Annotated in this window: 20 protein-coding genes; 13 read left to right on the top strand and 7 right to left on the bottom strand. The window is 66.2% G+C overall.

Features of this window, described 5'->3' with window-relative positions:
• The first annotated feature begins 9 nt into the window (after positions 1–9).
• Genes ACESL9_RS06410 through ACESL9_RS06395 form a run of 4 tightly spaced genes read left to right on the top strand, consistent with a single transcriptional unit; the run spans position 10 to position 4,592 of the window.
• Positions 10–1,005, top strand: a complete 996-nt coding sequence (locus ACESL9_RS06410) for an alpha-ketoacid dehydrogenase subunit beta (RefSeq protein WP_372674622.1) — start codon at positions 10–12, stop codon at positions 1,003–1,005.
• Entirely contained in the window at positions 995–2,263 is a 1,269-nt protein-coding gene (locus ACESL9_RS06405) for a biotin/lipoyl-containing protein (protein WP_372609514.1), read from the top strand. The genes ACESL9_RS06410 and ACESL9_RS06405 overlap by 11 nt, the downstream gene beginning before the upstream one ends.
• Positions 2,264–2,279: 16 nt before the next feature.
• Positions 2,280–3,704 carry an NAD-dependent succinate-semialdehyde dehydrogenase gene (locus ACESL9_RS06400; protein ID WP_372609512.1) on the top strand — a complete coding sequence of 475 codons (1,425 nt, stop codon included), beginning with the start codon at positions 2,280–2,282 and terminating at the stop codon, positions 3,702–3,704.
• Positions 3,705–3,716: 12 nt separating this feature from the next.
• Positions 3,717–4,592 carry a 2-oxo acid dehydrogenase subunit E2 gene (locus ACESL9_RS06395; protein ID WP_372609510.1) on the top strand — a complete coding sequence of 292 codons (876 nt, stop codon included), beginning with the start codon at positions 3,717–3,719 and terminating at the stop codon, positions 4,590–4,592.
• Between the two features lie 36 nt (positions 4,593–4,628).
• On the opposite strand, the gene ACESL9_RS06390 is transcribed toward ACESL9_RS06395, so the two are convergent.
• Positions 4,629–5,537 (bottom strand): transglycosylase SLT domain-containing protein, encoded by a 909-nt coding sequence (locus ACESL9_RS06390; RefSeq protein ID WP_372674621.1) that lies wholly within the window; start codon positions 5,535–5,537, stop codon positions 4,629–4,631.
• Positions 5,538–5,661: 124 nt separating this feature from the next.
• On the opposite strand from ACESL9_RS06390, the gene ACESL9_RS06385 reads away from it, so the two are divergent.
• Positions 5,662–6,951, top strand: a complete 1,290-nt coding sequence (locus ACESL9_RS06385) for a hypothetical protein (protein WP_372674620.1) — start codon at positions 5,662–5,664, stop codon at positions 6,949–6,951.
• 23 nt (positions 6,952–6,974) lie between these two features.
• Here ACESL9_RS06385 and ACESL9_RS06380 read toward each other — a convergent pair whose 3' ends face one another.
• The gene (locus tag ACESL9_RS06380; RefSeq protein ID WP_372609504.1) at positions 6,975–7,151 is read right to left on the bottom strand and encodes a hypothetical protein; all 177 of its coding nucleotides are present in this window, start codon (positions 7,149–7,151) and stop codon (positions 6,975–6,977) included.
• A gap of 158 nt (positions 7,152–7,309) precedes the next feature.
• On the opposite strand from ACESL9_RS06380, the gene gatB reads away from it, so the two are divergent.
• From gatB to ACESL9_RS06360, 4 genes are all read left to right on the top strand, one after another.
• Positions 7,310–8,821, top strand: a complete 1,512-nt coding sequence (gene gatB / locus ACESL9_RS06375) for an Asp-tRNA(Asn)/Glu-tRNA(Gln) amidotransferase subunit GatB (protein WP_372609502.1) — start codon at positions 7,310–7,312, stop codon at positions 8,819–8,821.
• Positions 8,822–9,154: 333 nt separating this feature from the next.
• Entirely contained in the window at positions 9,155–9,568 is a 414-nt protein-coding gene (locus ACESL9_RS06370; protein ID WP_372609500.1) for a CopD family protein, read from the top strand.
• A 5-nt stretch (positions 9,569–9,573) separates the two neighbouring features.
• Positions 9,574–10,053, top strand: coding sequence for a thioesterase family protein (locus tag ACESL9_RS06365; RefSeq protein WP_372609498.1), 480 nt, complete (start codon positions 9,574–9,576; stop codon positions 10,051–10,053).
• Between the two features lie 216 nt (positions 10,054–10,269).
• Entirely contained in the window at positions 10,270–10,668 is a 399-nt protein-coding gene (locus tag ACESL9_RS06360; RefSeq protein ID WP_372609496.1) for a DUF4177 domain-containing protein, read from the top strand.
• A gap of 3 nt (positions 10,669–10,671) precedes the next feature.
• Here ACESL9_RS06360 and ACESL9_RS06355 read toward each other — a convergent pair whose 3' ends face one another.
• Positions 10,672–10,926, bottom strand: coding sequence for a BolA family protein (locus ACESL9_RS06355; protein WP_372609494.1), 255 nt, complete (start codon positions 10,924–10,926; stop codon positions 10,672–10,674).
• Positions 10,927–11,003: 77 nt separating this feature from the next.
• On the opposite strand from ACESL9_RS06355, the gene ACESL9_RS06350 reads away from it, so the two are divergent.
• Positions 11,004–11,630 (top strand): J domain-containing protein, encoded by a 627-nt coding sequence (locus ACESL9_RS06350; protein WP_372609492.1) that lies wholly within the window; start codon positions 11,004–11,006, stop codon positions 11,628–11,630.
• Positions 11,631–11,718: 88 nt separating this feature from the next.
• Here ACESL9_RS06350 and msrB read toward each other — a convergent pair whose 3' ends face one another.
• The 4 genes from msrB to ACESL9_RS06330 all read right to left on the bottom strand — a co-directional run bounded on the left by msrB (position 11,719) and on the right by ACESL9_RS06330 (position 14,216).
• On the bottom strand, positions 11,719–12,189 hold the full coding sequence (msrB, locus tag ACESL9_RS06345; RefSeq protein WP_372609490.1) for a peptide-methionine (R)-S-oxide reductase MsrB: 471 nt from the start codon (positions 12,187–12,189) through the stop codon (positions 11,719–11,721).
• A 143-nt stretch (positions 12,190–12,332) separates the two neighbouring features.
• Positions 12,333–12,875, bottom strand: coding sequence for a fasciclin domain-containing protein (locus ACESL9_RS06340; RefSeq protein WP_372674619.1), 543 nt, complete (start codon positions 12,873–12,875; stop codon positions 12,333–12,335).
• Positions 12,876–12,963: 88 nt separating this feature from the next.
• The gene (locus ACESL9_RS06335) at positions 12,964–13,662 is read right to left on the bottom strand and encodes an anti-sigma factor domain-containing protein (RefSeq protein ID WP_372609486.1); all 699 of its coding nucleotides are present in this window, start codon (positions 13,660–13,662) and stop codon (positions 12,964–12,966) included.
• Positions 13,659–14,216 (bottom strand): sigma-70 family RNA polymerase sigma factor, encoded by a 558-nt coding sequence (locus ACESL9_RS06330; RefSeq protein ID WP_372674627.1) that lies wholly within the window; start codon positions 14,214–14,216, stop codon positions 13,659–13,661. Before ACESL9_RS06330 ends, ACESL9_RS06335 begins: the two co-directional genes overlap by 4 nt.
• 179 nt (positions 14,217–14,395) lie before the next feature.
• Here ACESL9_RS06330 and cobS point away from each other — a divergent pair, with 179 nt between their 5' ends.
• From cobS to ACESL9_RS06315, 3 genes are all read left to right on the top strand, one after another.
• Positions 14,396–15,382 (top strand): cobaltochelatase subunit CobS, encoded by a 987-nt coding sequence (gene cobS, locus ACESL9_RS06325; protein ID WP_372609484.1) that lies wholly within the window; start codon positions 14,396–14,398, stop codon positions 15,380–15,382.
• A gap of 85 nt (positions 15,383–15,467) precedes the next feature.
• Positions 15,468–17,342, top strand: a complete 1,875-nt coding sequence (gene cobT / locus ACESL9_RS06320) for a cobaltochelatase subunit CobT (RefSeq protein WP_372609482.1) — start codon at positions 15,468–15,470, stop codon at positions 17,340–17,342.
• A 195-nt stretch (positions 17,343–17,537) separates the two neighbouring features.
• The coding region (locus ACESL9_RS06315) for an aminopeptidase P family N-terminal domain-containing protein (protein ID WP_372674618.1) at positions 17,538–17,929 on the top strand (392 nt) is incomplete at its 3' end.

Here is a 17,929-nt window from a genome sequence, read left to right as displayed (position 1 = left end):
AGAGAGAAGATGCGCGAGATTACCCTGTCGCAGGCCGTGAACGAGGCGATTGCCGAGGAAATGCGCCGTGATCCGACCGTTTTCCTGATGGGCGAGGACGTGGCCGAGGCGGGCACACCGTTCAAGGTGCTGTCGGGCCTGGTCGAGGAATTCGGCACCGAGAGGGTGCTCGACACCCCCATTTCCGAACCGGGTTTCGTCGGCATGGCCGTGGGCGCCGCGATGACCGGCGCGCGGCCGATCGTGGACCTGATGTTCGGCGATTTCATCTACCTCGTGATGGATCAACTCTGCAACCAGGCGGCCAAGCAGCATTACATGTCGGGTGGCAAGCTGACCGTGCCGATGGTCTTGCGCACCAACATGGGGGCAACCCGGCGCTCGGCGGCGCAGCACAGCCAGTCCTTGCAGGCGCTGGTCGCCCATATCCCGGGGCTCAAGGTGGCGATGCCCTCATCGGCCTACGAGGCCAAGGGCCTGATGAAAACCGCCATCCGTGACAACAACCCGGTGGTGATCTTCGAAGACAAGCTCATGTACCAGGACAAGGCCCCGGTGCCGGAAGAGGAATACCTCATCCCCTTCGGCGAGGCGCATATCAAGCGCGCGGGCTCGGACATCACGCTGATCGCCACTTCGTCGATGGTGCAGGTCGCCGAGACCGCCGCCGAGATGCTGGGCCGGGAGGGCATCAGCGCCGAGGTGATCGACCCGCGCACCATCGTGCCGCTCGACGAGGCGACGCTCCTGGAGAGCGTGAAGAGGACCAGCCGCGCGATCGTGATCGACGAGGGCCACCAGAGCCACGGGGTGACCGCCGAGATCGCCAGCCGCCTGAACGAAAAGGCATTCTATCATCTGGATGCGCCGGTGCTGCGCATGGGGGCGATGGATGTGCCGGTGCCGTTTTCACCGGCACTCGAGGACATCACCGTGCCGACCCCGGAAGGCGTGGTTGAAAACGCGCGCAAGCTCTGCGCGGGGGAGATGATTCATGCCGCATGACGTGACGATGCCCCAGCTGGGCATGGCACAGGATGCGGGCAAGATCGTGTCCTGGCTCAAGGCGCCGGGCGACGCGGTGGTCAAGGGCGACCTGCTGTTCGAGGTCGAGACCGACAAGGCCACGATGGAGGTCGAGGCACAGGCCAGCGGGTTCCTGACCGGCGTCTTGGCGGATGCGGGCGATGACGTGCCGGTCGGTGCGGTGATCGCGCGGATCAGCGAAAGCGCCGAGGATGGGAAACCCGCAGCCGCCGGCGATGCGCCCCCTGCCGACGACCTGCCCACGGGTCACTCCATCACCATGCCGCAGCTTGGCATGGCACAGGACAGCGGCGTGCTGGTCAGCTGGCAAAAGGCGCCGGGCGATGCCGTGGCCGCCGGTGACGTGCTCTTCGAGGTCGAGACGGACAAGAGCACGATGGAGGTCGAGGCCGGGCGCGACGGCTACCTCGCCGCGACGTTGGCCGAGGCGGGCGAAGAGGTGCCGGTGGGCGAGCCGGTGGCGATCATCAGCGCCGAGGCCCCGGCGAACCCCGTGGCCCGGTCGGTGGCGTCCGCCCCACCGGCCCCTACAGCCAGGCCAGAGGCCGAGGCGGAATCCGATCCCGAGACAAGCCCCGAAACCGCCAGCCCCGCGCCGCAGGCCGGCAACGGGCGCATCCTCGCCTCGCCCAAGGCGCGACGGCTGGCGCTGGAACAGGGGCTTGACCTTGCGCGGCTGGTCGAGGCCGGTCATCAACAGCCGTTTCATGTGCGTGACCTCGAAACGCTGCGGGCGCTGCCGTCCGCAACGCCCGCCGCCGAGGGCACGACGGCAGCGACGCGCATGCTGACCGCCGAGATCGGCACCGACGGCCTTGCCGCCTTTGCCGACTGGGCCGCCGAGGCGCGTGGGTTGACGGATGCCGATGCGCTTCTGGCCGGTCTGGCCGGGGCCAGCCTGTCGCCCCCCTGTATCGTCGCGGTCGAGCGGTTCGGACACGCGCGCCATTTCGCAGTTCCGGCGGGCCGGGCGCTGTCGGCGGTAAACGAGACCGAGGACGCGCCGGACCTGATCCTGCGCGACCTTCGCGGCACGGCGATCCGCGGTCTTGCGATGGGCGCCGAGGCCAGCCCCGTCCTGACCCTCATGACCGGCGGGACCGGGCTGAGCGTGACGCTGGAATGCGGCCCCTCGCAACTCGACGCGCAAACCGCCATCACCCTTTTGAGCGATTTTGCAGGCCGCGTGGAGCAGCCGCTCCGCCACCTGCTCTGACCCCCCGGAGGCCGACATGGACCATACCGATCTTTACATCAACGGCGCATGGCACGACACGGCCGAGCGTTTCGACGTGATCAACCCCGCCACCGAAGAGGTGCTGGCCTCGGTCGCCTCTGCCGGAATGGCCGACGCCGATGCCGCGCTTGACGCGGCCGAGGCCGCCATGGCCGACTGGGCCGCGCGCACGCCGCGTGAACGCTCCGAGGTGTTGCGAAAGGCGTGGGAATTGATGACCGCGCGGCTCGATCATTTCGCGCATCTCATCACTCTGGAGAACGGCAAGGCCGGCCTGGACGCACGCGGCGAGGCCACATATGCCGCCGAGTTCTTCCGCTGGTTCGCGGAGGAGGCGGTGCGCGCCGACGGGATGATCACCCACGCGCCCGCCAGCGGCGCACGGATCATCGTGCAGCACAAGCCCGCCGGGCTGGCCGTGCTGATCACCCCGTGGAACTATCCGGCGGCTATGGGCACGCGCAAGATCGCGCCCGCATTGGCGGCAGGTTGCGGCGTCATCATCAAACCCGCCTCGGAAACGCCTCTCACCATGCTGGCCCTGATGCCACTTCTGGAAGAGGCGGGCGTGCCGCCGGGGCTCGTGAACGTGCTGCCATCGAAACGCACCGGCGCACTCGTTGATCACATGCTGCATGACCCCCGCGTGCGCGTGGTGAGCTTCACCGGCTCCACCGGCGTCGGCCGCACGCTGCTGAAGGGGGCCGCCGACCAGGTTCTGAAACCGGCGATGGAACTGGGCGGCAACGCGCCCGTCCTGGTGTTCGAGGATGCCGATATGGACGAGGCGATCGAAGGCACGATGCTGGCCAAGATGCGCAACCTCGGCGAAGCCTGCACGGCAGCCAACCGGATCTACGTGCATGAAGACATCGCCGAGGACTTCACCAAGCGCCTTGCCGAACGCATGGGCGCGCTCAAACTCGGCGACGGCACCGACCCATCGGTCGATGTCGGCCCGCTGGTCAACGCCGACACGCGCGACAAGGTGGCCGCCTTCGTGGCCGACGCCGTGGCCAAGGGGGCCGGGGTGGAATGCGGCGGCACCGTGCCCGAGGGTGTCGGCTACTTCTACCCGCCCACGGTCCTGTCGAACGTGCCGGAGACGGCCGATTGCGTGCATGACGAGATCTTCGGCCCGGTCGCGGCGATCCAGACCTTCACCGATCAGCAGGACGTGATCGCCCGCGCCAATGCCACCGAATACGGTCTTGTCGCCTACGTGTTCTCTGGCGATTTCAAGCGCGGGATGCAGGTCTGCGAACGGCTGGACTATGGCATGGTGGGGTTGAACCGCGGGCTGGTCAGCGACCCCGCCGCGCCCTTCGGCGGCACCAAGCAATCCGGCCTCGGCCGCGAGGGTGGGCACGAGGGGATGCTCGAATTCATGGAAACGCAATATATCTCGGCCAGTTGGTAAGTGGGGGGCATCATGTCGGACATCATCGCAAGCCCCAGCACGCGGCGCATGGCACTGGAACAGGGCGTCGATCTCGATGCCCGCGCGCAGGAACTGGGACGCACCACGCTGGGGCCGGAAGATCTGCACGCCTCCGCTGCCCCCGCGGCGGCCGGCGACACCGGTTTGTGGGACGTGGATCACGCGGCCCATGGCCCGGTCCAGGAGGAACCCATGAGCCGGTTCGCCCAGGTGGCCGCGCGCAATCTCGGCGCCGCCAACGCGCTGATCCCGCAGGTCACGCATCACGACCGCGCCGATCTCACCGCGATCGAAGGCTTGCGCTCGGCATGGCGATCCGAAGCCCGGGCGCGCGGGGTCAAGCTGACGGCGCTGGCCTTCCATGTGATGGCCTTGGCGCGCTGCCTGCGCGCCGCCCCCCGGTTCAACGCATCCCTTTCACCGGACGGGAAAACCCTGATTCTGAAGGATTATGTCCATGTCGGCATCGCCGTGGACACGCCCCATGGGCTGATGGTGCCGGTCATCCGCGATGCCGACTGCAAGGGGCTGTGGGACCTGTCCGCCGAAATAGCCGAGCTTGCCGATCGCGCGCAGGCGCGCAAGATCGCCCCGGACGAGATGGGCGGCGCTTCGATGACGATCAGCAACCTGGGCGGCATCGGCGGCACGGCCTTCAACCCCATCGTCAACCCGCCCGAGCTCGCGATTCTCGGCATCACCCGGACCGAGACCGTCACCGTCTGGGAGGGCGACAGCCCGCGCCCGGTGCCGATGGTGCCGCTTGACCTGTCCTATGATCACCGCGTGATCAACGGCGCCGACGCGGCACGCTTCCTGGCCCGCTACGCCCGGTTCATCGCAGAGCCCCGGCGCATGATGCTCTGAATTCGCATCCAGCGCCATTCGCGTCGCCCCCGGTTCTCACTCCACCGGGGCAGCCAACCCCTCGGGGCGCGGCTTCGGCCGCAGATGTGAAAGGGGCTGGCAATAGCTCTGCGCGCGCAGCCATGACGCGATGTCTACCCGCTTGGCGCCCGAGCGCATCGGCCCCCAATCCGCCGAAACCCCGCGCCACGCGCGTCCCGATCGCTCCGAATGACCATGGATCACCCCGTCGCGCGGCACGGTTCGCGCCATGATCCGCAGCGCACAGCTCAGGTTGTCGGCCCCGTTCTTCAACGCCGCACCGCTGCGCGCCCGACAGCCATAGCCGCGCGCCGTCGCCGGCAGGATCTGCATCAGCCCATACCAGCGCCCGCCGCCGCCTACCGCGTCGGGCCGATAGGTGCTTTCATGCTGGGTCAGCGCCGAAACAAACCCCACCCAGAACGCCGCACGCGTCCGCGCGTCGGCCTGCGGATAGGCCGGGCACCATGTCTCGATATCATCGGGCACCATCCTGACCAGCGGCGCGGCATGATCGCCCAGCGCCGACAGGGCCGCCCGGGTCCAGAGCGGCGCCTCGGCCCGGTGTGACCAGCGCGCATGGGGCACCGCCGCGGGACGCAACTGCGGCCGGACCTGCACGGGATCATCCGCGGGAGCCGTGGTCGCGTCTCCATCCATTGCCGTCAGCTGAAGATCCCGGTCGATCCGCTTTGCAGCCGCCAGCGGGTCGTGCGGCGACGGGGCTTCGGCCCAACCCTGCCCGGCCAGGCCCGCACAGGCCAGTGCGGCAAGCGCGACACGCCGTGCCATTTCGGTCCCCCGGATCATGGGCCGATGAAACCCCATATCGCCGCGAGGGGCAAGCCGCGCGGCGACCGCGGCAAGCGCAATGGGCGGCGCCTCGCCGGCGGACATCGACAATGCGATGCGGAAAGCGGGCATTGTTCCCGCCCCGGAAATCGCCCGGCAATTTGCCGCCGCATTTCCCGCAAAACACCGCGCCTCTGCCCGGATTCGGCCCGAAAGCGGCACGATGTTGGCTTCAGATCAATCACCGGGAGGGGACATGAAACGAGCTGCGGGATTTTCCGTCACATTGACACGCGCGTTGAACGGCCTGCGCCCGACACCGTTGCGCCGCCTTGCGGCCAGCAACACCAAGGCACGCGACCGCGCACTGGCCGACCGGCTTGAACGACAGCTTATCCTGCCTGCCGCCGATACCCCGAACGAAGAGCGCGCCCGCGCCGCGATGCAGGACCGCGGACAATTCCTGGCCCGCCAGGAACGCTGGGAGGATCTGTCCGATGAAATCCGGGCCGCCGATGCCGCGCGCGATGCCACGCCCTGCGCCATGCCCCATGCCGAGTTGCTCAGCTATGGCGCCCGCGCCGATGTGGTCCACGCCACCGAAGAGGCGCTGGCCGACGGCGCCAACCCGTCGGTCGCGGGAATCGAGGCGCTCGAAGAGATGCTGGCCGAGTTTCCCCGGGATCACGCCGTCGCCGCGACGGTGGCCCTCGCCCATGCCGATATCGGCTGGGCCTGGCGCGGCACCGGCTGGCCGCATGAAATCCCCGACCGCAATCAACAACTCTTCGCGACCCATTTCGAGCGTGCGGCGCGGATTCTCGAACCGTTCTTCGACCAGAAGCCCGAGTCGCCGCTGCTGGCCGCGGCACGTTGCACCCTGCTGAGTGGCGATCCCGACCCGGGAAAGCGCCTTGCCGATGATTACGAACGCCTGATCGACCTCAACCCCGGCAATCCCCGCCCGATGCGCGCCCTTGGCAATCACCTCCTGCCGCGCTGGTTCGGTTCCTACGATGCGCTCGAACTCGAGGCGCGGCGCACCGCCGCGCGCAGCGGCACGATCTGGGGCAACGGCGCCTATGCCTGGGTCTACATGGACGCGCTCGCGGTCGATCCGGGTGCGGCGCGCGCGCTCGATCTCGATTTCTTTCTCGATGGGATGCGCGACATCCTTGCCAACCGCCCCGATCAGCACATCGCCAACATGCTCGCGGCCTATGCGGCGATCACGATGGACCCGAACCGGACACCGCCGGACGCTCCGCGACCGTTGCGCGAAACCCGCCTCGCGATCCACGCGGCGCTGGACTGGATCCTTGCCGAATACCTGTTCGAATTGCACCCGCTCGTCTGGGCCGAGGCCAGCATCGGCCCGGACCTTTCCGACGCGCGCAGCGCCCAACTGCCGATGCGCTCGGCGCTTCTGCGCCGCGGCACGATGACCGCGCGCATGACCATCGCGCGCCATTTCGCCGACGAATTGCTGGCCGGAACCACGGTCGCCTTTTCACGCCACGGGTTGCGGCTCTACCCGCCGCAATAGACGCCGCGCGGGGCTTGGGCGCCTTATATGCACCGGCACCAGCCGTTCCGGTCCACCCCGATCAGCGCCTCGCCCTGGGCCAGCCACCAGCCCGGGTCGGTCAGCACCGGGGCGGACTCTTCGGCCGTGATGATTCCGGCCCCTGCGCCAAACGCCGTGATCGCCAGCGCCGCGAAAATGATCTTGCGATGAAATGCCATGCGGAAATCCTCCCGATATGGCTCGATTGCATCACATCTCCCCGCGGCCGCGACAGTCAGGGAATCCTTACCTGGCCGTGGCGCGGGCCCCTGCGCCCCCTTGCCCAGACCCCGCCCCTGCCCTAGAAGACAGCCATTGCCAGCAAGGAGCCGGACCGATGCTCGATCTCACCCATGAACCCCCCAGGCCCAAAGTGATCGCGGGCGCGAAACACGATTGGGAACTGGTGATCGGTTTGGAGGTGCACGCACAGGTGGCCTCGAAAGCCAAGCTCTTCTCGGGCGCCTCCACCCAGTTCGGCGCCGAGCCCAATTCCAACGTCGCCTTCGTCGATGCGGCGATGCCGGGCATGTTGCCGGTGATCAACGAATTCTGCGTCGAACAGGCGGTGCGTACCGGGCTTGGTCTCAAGGCGAAGATCCACCTCAAATCGGCCTTCGACCGCAAGAACTATTTCTACCCCGACCTGCCGCAGGGTTACCAGATCTCCCAGCTTTACGAGCCGATCGTGGGCGAGGGCGAGATTCTCGTCGACATGGCCCCGGGCATCGCACGAAAGGTGCGCATCGAGCGCATCCATATCGAACAGGACGCGGGCAAGAGCATCCACGACATGGACCCGACCATGTCCTTCGTCGATCTCAACCGCACCGGCGTCGCGCTCATGGAAATCGTCTCGCGCCCCGACATCCGCGGCCCCGAAGAGGCCGCCGCCTACGTGGTGAAACTGCGCCAGATCCTGCGCTATCTCGGCACCTGCGACGGCGACATGCAGAACGGCAACCTGCGCGCCGACGTCAACGTCTCGGTCTGCCGCCCGGGCCAGTACGAGAAATACCAGGAGACCCAGGATTTCTCGCATCTCGGCACCCGCTGCGAGATCAAGAACATGAACTCCATGCGCTTCATCCAGGCCGCGATCGACTTCGAGGCCCGCCGCCAGATCCGCATCATCGAGGAAGGCGGCGAGGTGGTGCAGGAAACCCGCCTCTACGATCCCGAGAAGGGCGAAACCCGCTCGATGCGCTCCAAGGAAGAGGCGCATGACTATCGCTATTTCCCCTGCCCAGACCTGCTGCCGCTCGAGATCGAGCAGGCCTGGGTGGACGAGATCGCGGCAAACCTGCCCGAACTGCCCGACGAGAAGAAGGCGCGGTTCATGGCCGATTACGGCCTCACCGAATATGACGCGAGCGTGCTGACCGCCGAAACCGATGCCGCCGGCTTTTTCGAAGAGGTGGCCAGGGGCCGCGATGGCAAGCTCGCCGCCAACTGGATCATCAACGAGCTCTTCGGCCGCCTCAAGAAGGAAGATCACGACATCACCCAAAGCCCGGTCAGCCCCGCGCAGCTTGGCGGGATCATCGACCTGATCGCCGCGGACGTGATCTCGGGCAAGATCGCCAAGGACCTTTTCGAGATCGTCTATACCGAAGGGGGCGACCCGGCGCAGATCGTCGAAGAGCGCGGCATGAAGCAGGTCACCGACACCGGTGCGATCGAGGCCGCGCTCGACGAGATCATCGCCGCCAACCCCGCGCAGGTCGAAAAGGCCAAGGTGAACCCGAAACTCGCCGGCTGGTTCGTGGGCCAGGTGATGAAGGCCACCGGCGGCAAGGCCAACCCCAAGGCGGTGAACGCGCTCGTGCAGGACCGGCTCGGGCTCTGACCGGACGGCGGCACTTGCCCAGCCGCTGGGGGTTTCACCCCCAGACCCTCAGGATATTCGGCGCCAAATGAAGACATGGCCGCGCAAAAGTCAGCCCCCCGCCACATAGCGAGGGGCCTTCACTTGGCACGGTCATCGGCGTCCCCGCCTGTACCGTAAAGCCAAGCTGACATGGCAAGGTTAAGATTCCGTTTCCTTATCTGTCCCCGTCCCTTCATTTGGCCCCAAATATCCCCGCCGGAGGCATCCGGCATCTCGGACTGCGCGCAGGATGACGCGGCAAGGCGCGGCTGCACTCTTGCGCCCGGCGGAGCAATGGGCCATCCATCGCGCATGGACTGGGTCAAGATCATACACCTGCTTTGCGTCATGGGCTGGATGACATCCGTCTTTGCCGTGCCGCGTGCGCTGATCTACTGGAAGCGTGAGTACGCGAGGCTGGGCGAATTCGGCCCGACCGGCGATCTGACCGTGCGGCTTTACCGCTTCTCCGCAGGGCTGGCGGTGATCGGCGTGATCACCGGGCTATGGCTCGCCTGGTCGGTCTGGGGTTTCGCCCCCTGGACCCATCTCAAGACCGCGCTCGTGGCCCTTCTGGCCTTGCATTACGCCTGGACCGGGCGCCTCGTGATTCGCGCCCGGCGCGGCGAATTTCGCGAAAGCGACTTCTTCCTGCGCATCTTCAACGAAATCTCCGTCATCGCCACCATCGCCATTCTCTGGGTCGTGGTGGTCAAACCGTTCTGAGACACATGACCGAAAACACCCCCTTCATCTCGACACCAATGCGGGTCGAACCGGACTGGATCGACTACAACGGCCACCTCAACCTCGCCTTCTACCACGTGCTCTTCGACCGGGGCGTCGACCAGATCTGGGAAGAGCTGGGATTCGGCCCCGAATACCGGACCGAACGGGGCTTCACCACCTATGCCGCCGAATCCCATGTCCGTTACCTGCGCGAGATTCACGAGGGCGACATGGTGCGCGCGAGTTTCCAACTGCTCGACCATGACGAAAAGCGGTTCCATTTCTACCAGGAACTCATCCACTCGGACGGCTGGGTCTCGGCCAGCGCCGAAGGTCTGACCCTGCATATCGATACGTCCGGCCCCCGCGTCGCGCCGATGCCACCCGACATCCTGGCCAATGTCGGTGCTCTCATGGCCCGCCACCGCGATCTGCCGCGCCCCGCCTCCGTCGGCCGCGCCATCGGCATTCGCCGCAAGTGACCGCGCGCCGGGTTTACACTTGGCCCCGACCATTCGCAGAGCACGACCCGGCAGCCGGCGGGCAGCCGGTCGGTGCACGGTTGGCACCCCCCGATTCCTCGGCGAAGATTCGTGTTAACCCGGCGGGGCGGTCGTGACACCATGGGGTAACCCGCGCTGGAAACCCCTGCGCCGGCCTGCTAGGAAAGGCGGACGCGACACCATGGACAGCACCCGATGACAGGTTACGAATACAAGGTCGTCCCGGCCCCGCGCAAGGCGCGCAAGATCCGGCGCCTCAAGACCCCGGAAGCCCGGTTTGCCCATGTATTGCAAGAGGTTATAAACGAGCACGCCGCGGATGGCTGGGAGTTTCAGCGCGTCGAAACCCTGCCCGTGGACGAACGCCAGGGCCTGACCTCCACGCAGACCGTCTTTCGCGACCTGCTGATATTTCGCCGCCCGCACGATACCCAGCGCACACAAACACAAGAAAGCGTTCACGCCGAGGCGCCAGAATCGGCAGATACGACCGAAATACCCGACGCCGATCCCGAAGACGACATCACCAGCCCGGCACCCGACGACAGCGACACCGCGCCCGACGTCCCCTCCGGCGACACCGAACGCAGCTGACCCCTATCCCAGGTCCAGAGAAAGCGCATGGATCGAGGCCACGAGGTCCGGCCCGAGCGCACGATGCACCGCCCGGTGACGCGCGACCCGGCCCAGACCGGCCAGTTCGGCGGCACGCAGACGTAGCGCAAAATGGCTCTCGCCCGAGCCGTCATCGCCCGCATGACCCGCGTGAAGCGAAGATTGATTAACGATTTCCAGCTCTTCTATGTTGAACGCCGCCTCGATCGCGGCACGGATCTCCGCTTCTTTCGTCAATTTTTCTCTCCTGCCCTCTTTCGGTTTTCGCCCAGAAGGGTAAACTCCCGGGTCCGAGTCGAAAAGGTGCCTCAATCATGCGAAAACCCGACCCCTTCGGTTTCGATATTTCCGTTTCGTCGGCCAAGAAGAAGAATCCGCGCGGGCGGCGCGGCATGTCCGGTGCGTCCGAGACATCAACCCGGATCTGCGATCACGAAGGATGCAACGAGCCGGGCAAGTTCCGCGCGCCCAAGGCGCCGGACGTGCTCGATGACTACTACTGGTTCTGCAAGGAGCATGTGCGCGAATACAATCTCAAGTGGAACTTCTTCGACGGCACCACCGAGGCCGAGATGAACGCCCAGGCCACCAAGGACAAGGTCTGGGATCGTCAGACCCGGAGCTTCCGCGACCCCGAGGCCCGCGCCTGGGCCCGGCTCGGAATCGAGGATCCGCACCAGGTCCTTGGTGCCAATGCCACGCAAAATCCCGGCAAGCGCGGCAAGTCCACGGGCCGGCGCCTGCCGCCCACCGAACGCCGCGCGATCGAGATCCTCGAAGTGAAGGACAGTGCCACGAAAACCGAGGTGCGCAAGGCGTACAAGGCCCTCATCAAGGTCCTGCACCCGGACATGAACGGTGGCGACCGCTCGCAGGAGGAACAGTTGCAAGAGGTGATGTGGGCCTGGGAACAGGTCAAGGACAGCCGCAATTTCAAGTGAAGATCACGGCCCGCGAAATGCGCCTGCTCGCCCGGGCGCGGCGCCGTTCGGTGGCGTTCACATTTCGTAACCTTTCGGGCGCATCCTCTCACGCAGCCCGGAAGACCAGGCTCACACCGTTGATGCAATGCCGCTTGCCCGTGGGTTTCGGGCCGTCATCGAAGATATGGCCCAGGTGACTGCCGCAACGTGCGCAGTGGCATTCGGTGTGGGTGCCAAAAAGGGTCCGGTCCGGTTTGGTGCCGATGGCGCCGCTTTTCGCCTGCCAGAAACTGGGCCAGCCGGTGCCGCTGTCGTATTTGTGCTCGCTTGAATAAAGCGGCCGGTCACAGCCACGGCAATGATAGGTGCCGTCGCCATATTCCTTGTCGAGCGGCGAGGAAAAGGCCCGTTCGGTCCCGTCCTTGCGCATCACCTTGTATTCCAGGGGGCTCAGCATTGCGCGCCATTCGCGGTCGGTCCGCGTCACTTCGAAGGCGCGCGCCGATCCGGGGGCAAAGCCTGCCACCATAGCCGCCGGCGCGGCCAATGCGAGTTGGAAAAAATTCCGTCGTTGCATGAGAAACTCCTTTTCCGGCCCCTGTTCTGCGCGACATGCCGGGCCCATGCAATCACGTGCCGCGCAACTTCGCGTGAAGCCAAGCGCATCGCGCAGGGCCACCAGCCGTTGACCGGCAGCCCCACGGCTTGGCGCTATCTGCCTCACATCGCCGGCAGGATCAGCCGGTCAACCACGTGGATCACGCCGTTCGATTGCTCGACATCGGCGATGGTCACGTTGATCGTGCGTCCACGCTCGTCTTCGAGCATGATCCTGTCGCCGTCATAGGTCACCTCGAGCATGCAACCGCCCAGTGTCGGCACCATGTGCGCACCGCCATCATCGTCGATCATGCCCTTGATCGCGCCCGACATCGCGTCGGCCCCGACCACGTGGCAAGTCAGGATCTTGGTCAACTGGTCCTTGGCCTCCGGCTCGAGCAGCGCTTCGACCGTGCCAGCCTTGAGCCTGTCAAAGGCCGCGTCGGTGGGCGCAAAGACAGTGAACGGCCCCTCGCCCTGAAGCGTCTCGACCAGCCCGGCCGCCTGCACGGCAGCCACCAGCGTGGTGTGATCGGCCGAATTTACCGCGTTCTCGACGATGTTTTTCGACGCGAACATCGGTGCGCCGCCCACCATCGGATTGTCGGCCTGTGCGCCCCCTGCGACGAGGGCGAACGCGGCGGCAAGTGCAATCTTTTTCATGTCTTGGTCCTTTCATGTTGCGTTTTCCCCGCCCGTTTCAGGCAGGTCACAGGCAGACACGTCAGGACCGGCAATCGGGTTTCACCCCTCACGAACCTGTGATCACCTGCCCCATGGCCAGAACCTCGCCGGTCGGTTGCCCGGTCGGCGATCCGCCCGCCGGTTCATCGGAAATCGCAAGCATCGCCCCGGCCATCCGTGGGCCCAGCGCCTCGGGCACCGACAGCACACCACGCTCCTGCTCCGGCAGAATGCCCAGCGAGACCGGCGCCGCGTCGCCCGCGATCAGCCAGAGCTCGAACGACCGCCCGGGCGCCGGCGCACCTTCACGCCGCGCTACTTCGAGCTGGCCCGTTGCCTCGTCATATCCCGCCAGAACCCGCACATCTCCGCTCTCGGCCTCGATCCGCGCGGTCAGGTCGGCGCTTGGCTCTGTCGGCGGTCCGAATGGTCCCAGGTAGAGCAAAAGCACCGCCAGTACCGCCGCCAGCGCCGCGCCCAGCCCCCAACCGCGCCAGTAGCGCCAGCGCGCGCGGCCCGCTGGCGCCTGCACAGTCTCGAAGAGCCCCCTCTCGATGCCCTGCCAGACCCGAGCAGGCGGCGTCGCCTCCGCACCATCCGCCAGAGTGGCCAGATGCTCGGCCCAGAGCGCATATTCCTCCCGCAATTCGGGATCATCGCGCAGCCGCGCGGCAAAATCGGCGGCCTCGGCCTCGTCCAGCAGGCCGAGCGCGTATTCCGCCGCGCGGATACGGTCGTCTTCGCGATCTGGCCCCCCTTCGCTCATCGGTTCAGGCACTCCCTCAGTTTCAAGAGGCTGCGGCGCAGCCATGTCCGCATGGTGTTGAGCGGCACCTCGTGACGCGCGGCCAGTTCAGCATAGCTCAACCCCTCGAGATAGGCCCCGCGCACGGCCACCGCCCGCACGGCCTCTAGCTCATCCAGGCAAGCGTCGATACGCGCCCGCTCTCCGGCCGCGACAACCTGCGCCTCGGGGCCGGGGGCGGAATCGGCCATTTGCGCCGCGGCCTCACCCGGATCACCCACCTGAACCTTTCCAACGGCTTTGATCCGGCGCAACCGGTCGATGCTCAGGTTCCGCGTCACCGTGATCAGCCATGTCATCGGACTCAGCCCGTTGGCGTGATAGCGGTCGGCCTTGTCCCAGATCCGCACGAACACCTCCTGCAGCACCTCTTCGGCCTCGCCCCTGTCATTCAATATACGCCACGCGACCCCGAGAAGTTTCGCCGAGGTCGCCCGGTAAAGCCCGGCAAACGCCGCCCTGTCGCCCAGGGCGGTGCGGGCCAGCATGTCCTCGATATCCGCGCGCGTCACCATCGACGCGAGACTGGCACGAAACCGCCCGATCGTCACCCGGCACACTGCCACCCCGGGAATTATTTCAACTTGTGCCCTTCGCGCCCCCGCGTCAGACTGCCCCGCCCCTTGCCCTTGGGCGCGAATTATTGCACCACGTGCGGGTTGGCATTTTGGCCGGGCTCAGAGGACGACAGAACATGGCGGACGGATCGATCGACATCAACGCGAAACCCACCGAGGAAATCTCGGTCCGCGAGGTCTTTGGCATTGATACGGACATGACGGTCAAGGGCTTTTCCGACCGTTCCGAGCGGGTGCCGGATATCGATTCGACCTACAAGTTCGACCCCGACACCACGCTGGCCATTCTCGCAGGCTTTTCGCACAATCGCCGGGTGATGATCCAAGGCTATCACGGCACCGGCAAATCCACCCATATCGAGCAGGTGGCCGCGCATCTCAACTGGCCCTGCGTGCGCGTCAATCTCGACAGCCATATCAGCCGGATCGACCTCATCGGCAAGGACGCGATCAAGCTCAAGGATGGCAAGCAGGTCACCGAGTTCCAGGAGGGCATCCTGCCCTGGGCGCTGCGCAATCCCACCGCCATCGTGTTCGACGAATACGACGCGGGCCGCGCCGACGTCATGTTCGTGATCCAGCGGGTCCTGGAAACCGACGGCAAGCTCACCCTGCTCGACCAGAACGAGATCTTGACCCCGCACAAGTATTTCCGCCTCTTTGCCACCGCGAACACCGTGGGGCTGGGCGACACCACCGGGCTTTATCACGGGGTGCAGCAGATCAACCAGGCCCAGATGGACCGCTGGAGCCTCGTGGCCACGCTGAACTACCTTTCCCACGACGCCGAAACCGCGATCGTTCTGGCCAAGAACCCGCATTACAACACCGAGAAGGGCCGCCGTATCGTCAGCCAGATGGTCACCATCGCCGACCTCACGCGCACCGCTTTCATGAACGGCGACCTTTCGACCCTGATGAGCCCCCGCACGGTCATCACGTGGGCCCAGAACGCCGAGATCTTCCGCAACGTGGGCTATGCCTTCCGCGTGACCTTCCTCAACAAATGCGACGAGCTCGAACGCCAGACCGTGGCCGAGTTCTACCAGCGTTGCTTTGACGAGGAACTGCCCGAGTCGGCCGCCAGCGTGAGCCTGGGATGACGCAGAGCCGCTCATCCCGCCCTGACCTGCAGGCCGCGCGATACGGCCCTCAAGGGCCGATGAGCGCCCTGCCGAGGACACCACGATGAGCAAGCCCACCGACAACCCCGCCGATCCCTTCAAGAAGGCCCTGGCCGAGGCCACCAAGGTCATGGCCGACGATCCCGATCTCGCGGTCTCCTATTCGGTCGATCCCGCGGGGATTTCGGGCGATGCGATGCGCCTGCCACAGGTTTCGCGCCGGATGACCCGCGATGAGGTGCTGCTCGCCCGCGGCACGGCCGATGCGCTGGCGCTCCGTCACAAGTTTCACGACGACGCCACCCATGCCAAATTCGCCCCCCCCGGCGACATGGCCCGCGACATCTACGAGGCGATGGAAACCGCCCGCTGCGAGGCGATGGGCGCGCGCGAAATGCCCGGCACCTCGGGCAATATCGACGCCAAGATCGCCGACGAGGCCCGCCGCCGTGGCTATGAGCAGATCACCGACAGCGCCGACGCGCCGCTGGCCGCCGCCGCGGGCTATCTGACCCGCCACCTTGCCACCGGCCGCGACCTGCCCCCGGGGGCCGACAACATCATGAGGCTCTGGCAGGGCTTCATCGAGGAACAGGCCGGCGGCACGCTCGAAAACCTCCAGGAAAAACTCTCCGATCAGGCCGAGTTTGCCCGCTTCGCGCGGCAGGTCATCACAGACCTGGGCTATGGCGACCAGTTGGGCGACGATCCCGACGCACCCGATGACGACGAGGACGATCAGGACGACGAGGCCCAGGAAGAGGAAAACCCCGAGGACGCAGGCCAGGAAGAGAGCGAGGACCAGTCCGGCGAGGCAGAACCAGACCAGACCCAGGACGATCAACAGGACGCCTCCGAGGCCCAGGTCTCGATGGACGAGATGGCCGAGGACGAGATGGGCGACGAAGCCGAAATGCCCGACGGCGAGGCCCCGCTCGACCCGCCGCCGCCGCCACCGCTCTCGGATGCCGACCCCGATTACCGCGCCTACGAGACCAATTTCGACGAGGAAATCGCCGCCGAGGATCTCGCAGAACCGGCCGAGCTCGAGCGGCTCCGCTCCTATCTCGATCAGCAACTGGACCCGCTCAAGGGCGCGGTTGGGCGGCTTGCCAACAAGCTCCAGCGCCGTTTGCAGGCCCAGCAGAACCGCTCGTGGGAGTTCGACCGCGAAGAGGGTATCCTCGATGCAGGACGGCTTGCGCGCGTGGTGGCGAACCCCACGACGCCGCTTTCCTTCAAGGTCGAGAAGGATACCGAGTTCCGCGACACGGTGGTCACGCTGCTTCTGGACAATTCCGGTTCGATGCGCGGCCGCCCGATCTCGATCGCCGCGATCTGCGCCGATGTGCTTGCCCGCACGCTCGAGCGTTGCGACGTCAAGGTCGAAATTCTGGGCTTCACAACCCGCGCATGGAAGGGTGGCCAGAGCCGCGAGAGATGGCTGGGCGAAGGCCGCCCCGCCCAGCCCGGCCGCCTCAACGACCTGCGCCACATCATTTACAAGGGCGCGGATGCGCCGTTGCGCCGGGTGCGGCCCAACCTCGGGCTGATGATGAAAGAGGGGCTTCTGAAGGAAAACATCGACGGCGAGGCGCTGGAATGGGCGCATCGCCGGATGCTGATGCGCCCCGAAGCGCGGCGCATCCTGATGGTGATCTCCGACGGCGCGCCGGTCGATGATTCGACCCTCTCGGTCAACCCGGCCAATTACCTCGAAAAGCACCTGCGCGACGTGATCGCGATGATCGAGAAGAAAAAGATCGTCGAGCTTCTGGCCATCGGTATCGGCCATGACGTGACCCGCTATTACGACCGCGCGGTAACGATCACCGATGTCGAACAACTGGCCGGGGCCATGACCGAACAGCTTGCCGCGCTCTTCGACATGGACGCGCGGGCGCGGGCGCGCTTCCTCGGCATCAAGAAGGCCAGCTAGACCGTCCCGCACCAGGCCGATCCTGCCACCCCAAGAGGCCCATCCCCGATTCTTCGCAGGGGAATTGTCTTGCCAGCGGCGCGCTCGTGCCAGAATGCACGTGCGACCGACACCACGCCATCGGATATCGCGCCATTGCCTGTTGCGCATGGACGGGTTTCCCTGTTCGATACGGCCAAACCACAGGGGAGTTGCATGTTTCAGAGTTTCAAGGACAGCGCGGACCCGTCCCAAGGGCCCGAAAGACTTGCCACGCTGCGCGCGCTGATGCGCCGCGAAGGGCTGACCGGTTTTCTCGTGCCACGCGCCGACGCCCATCAGGGCGAATACGTGGCCGACCGCGATGCCCGGCTGGCATGGCTCACCGGCTTCACCGGATCGGCCGGGTTCTGCGCGGTGCTGCCGCACAAGGCCGGGGTGTTCATCGACGGGCGCTATCGCACCCAGGTCAAGCGACAGGTCGATCCGGGTCATTTCACCCCGGTCCCCTGGCCCGAGACCCAGCTTGGCGATTGGCTCGTGGCCGAGCTGCCCAAGGGGGGTACCGTGGCCTATGACCCCTGGCTTCACACCCCCGACGAGATCGC

The sequence above is a fragment of the Aquicoccus sp. genome (genome assembly GCF_041686535.1).
In the GTDB taxonomy this organism is placed as follows: domain Bacteria; phylum Pseudomonadota; class Alphaproteobacteria; order Rhodobacterales; family Rhodobacteraceae; genus Aquicoccus.
Note: the sequence above shows the minus strand (reverse complement) of the source record. Positions and strands in the feature narration are given on the sequence as shown.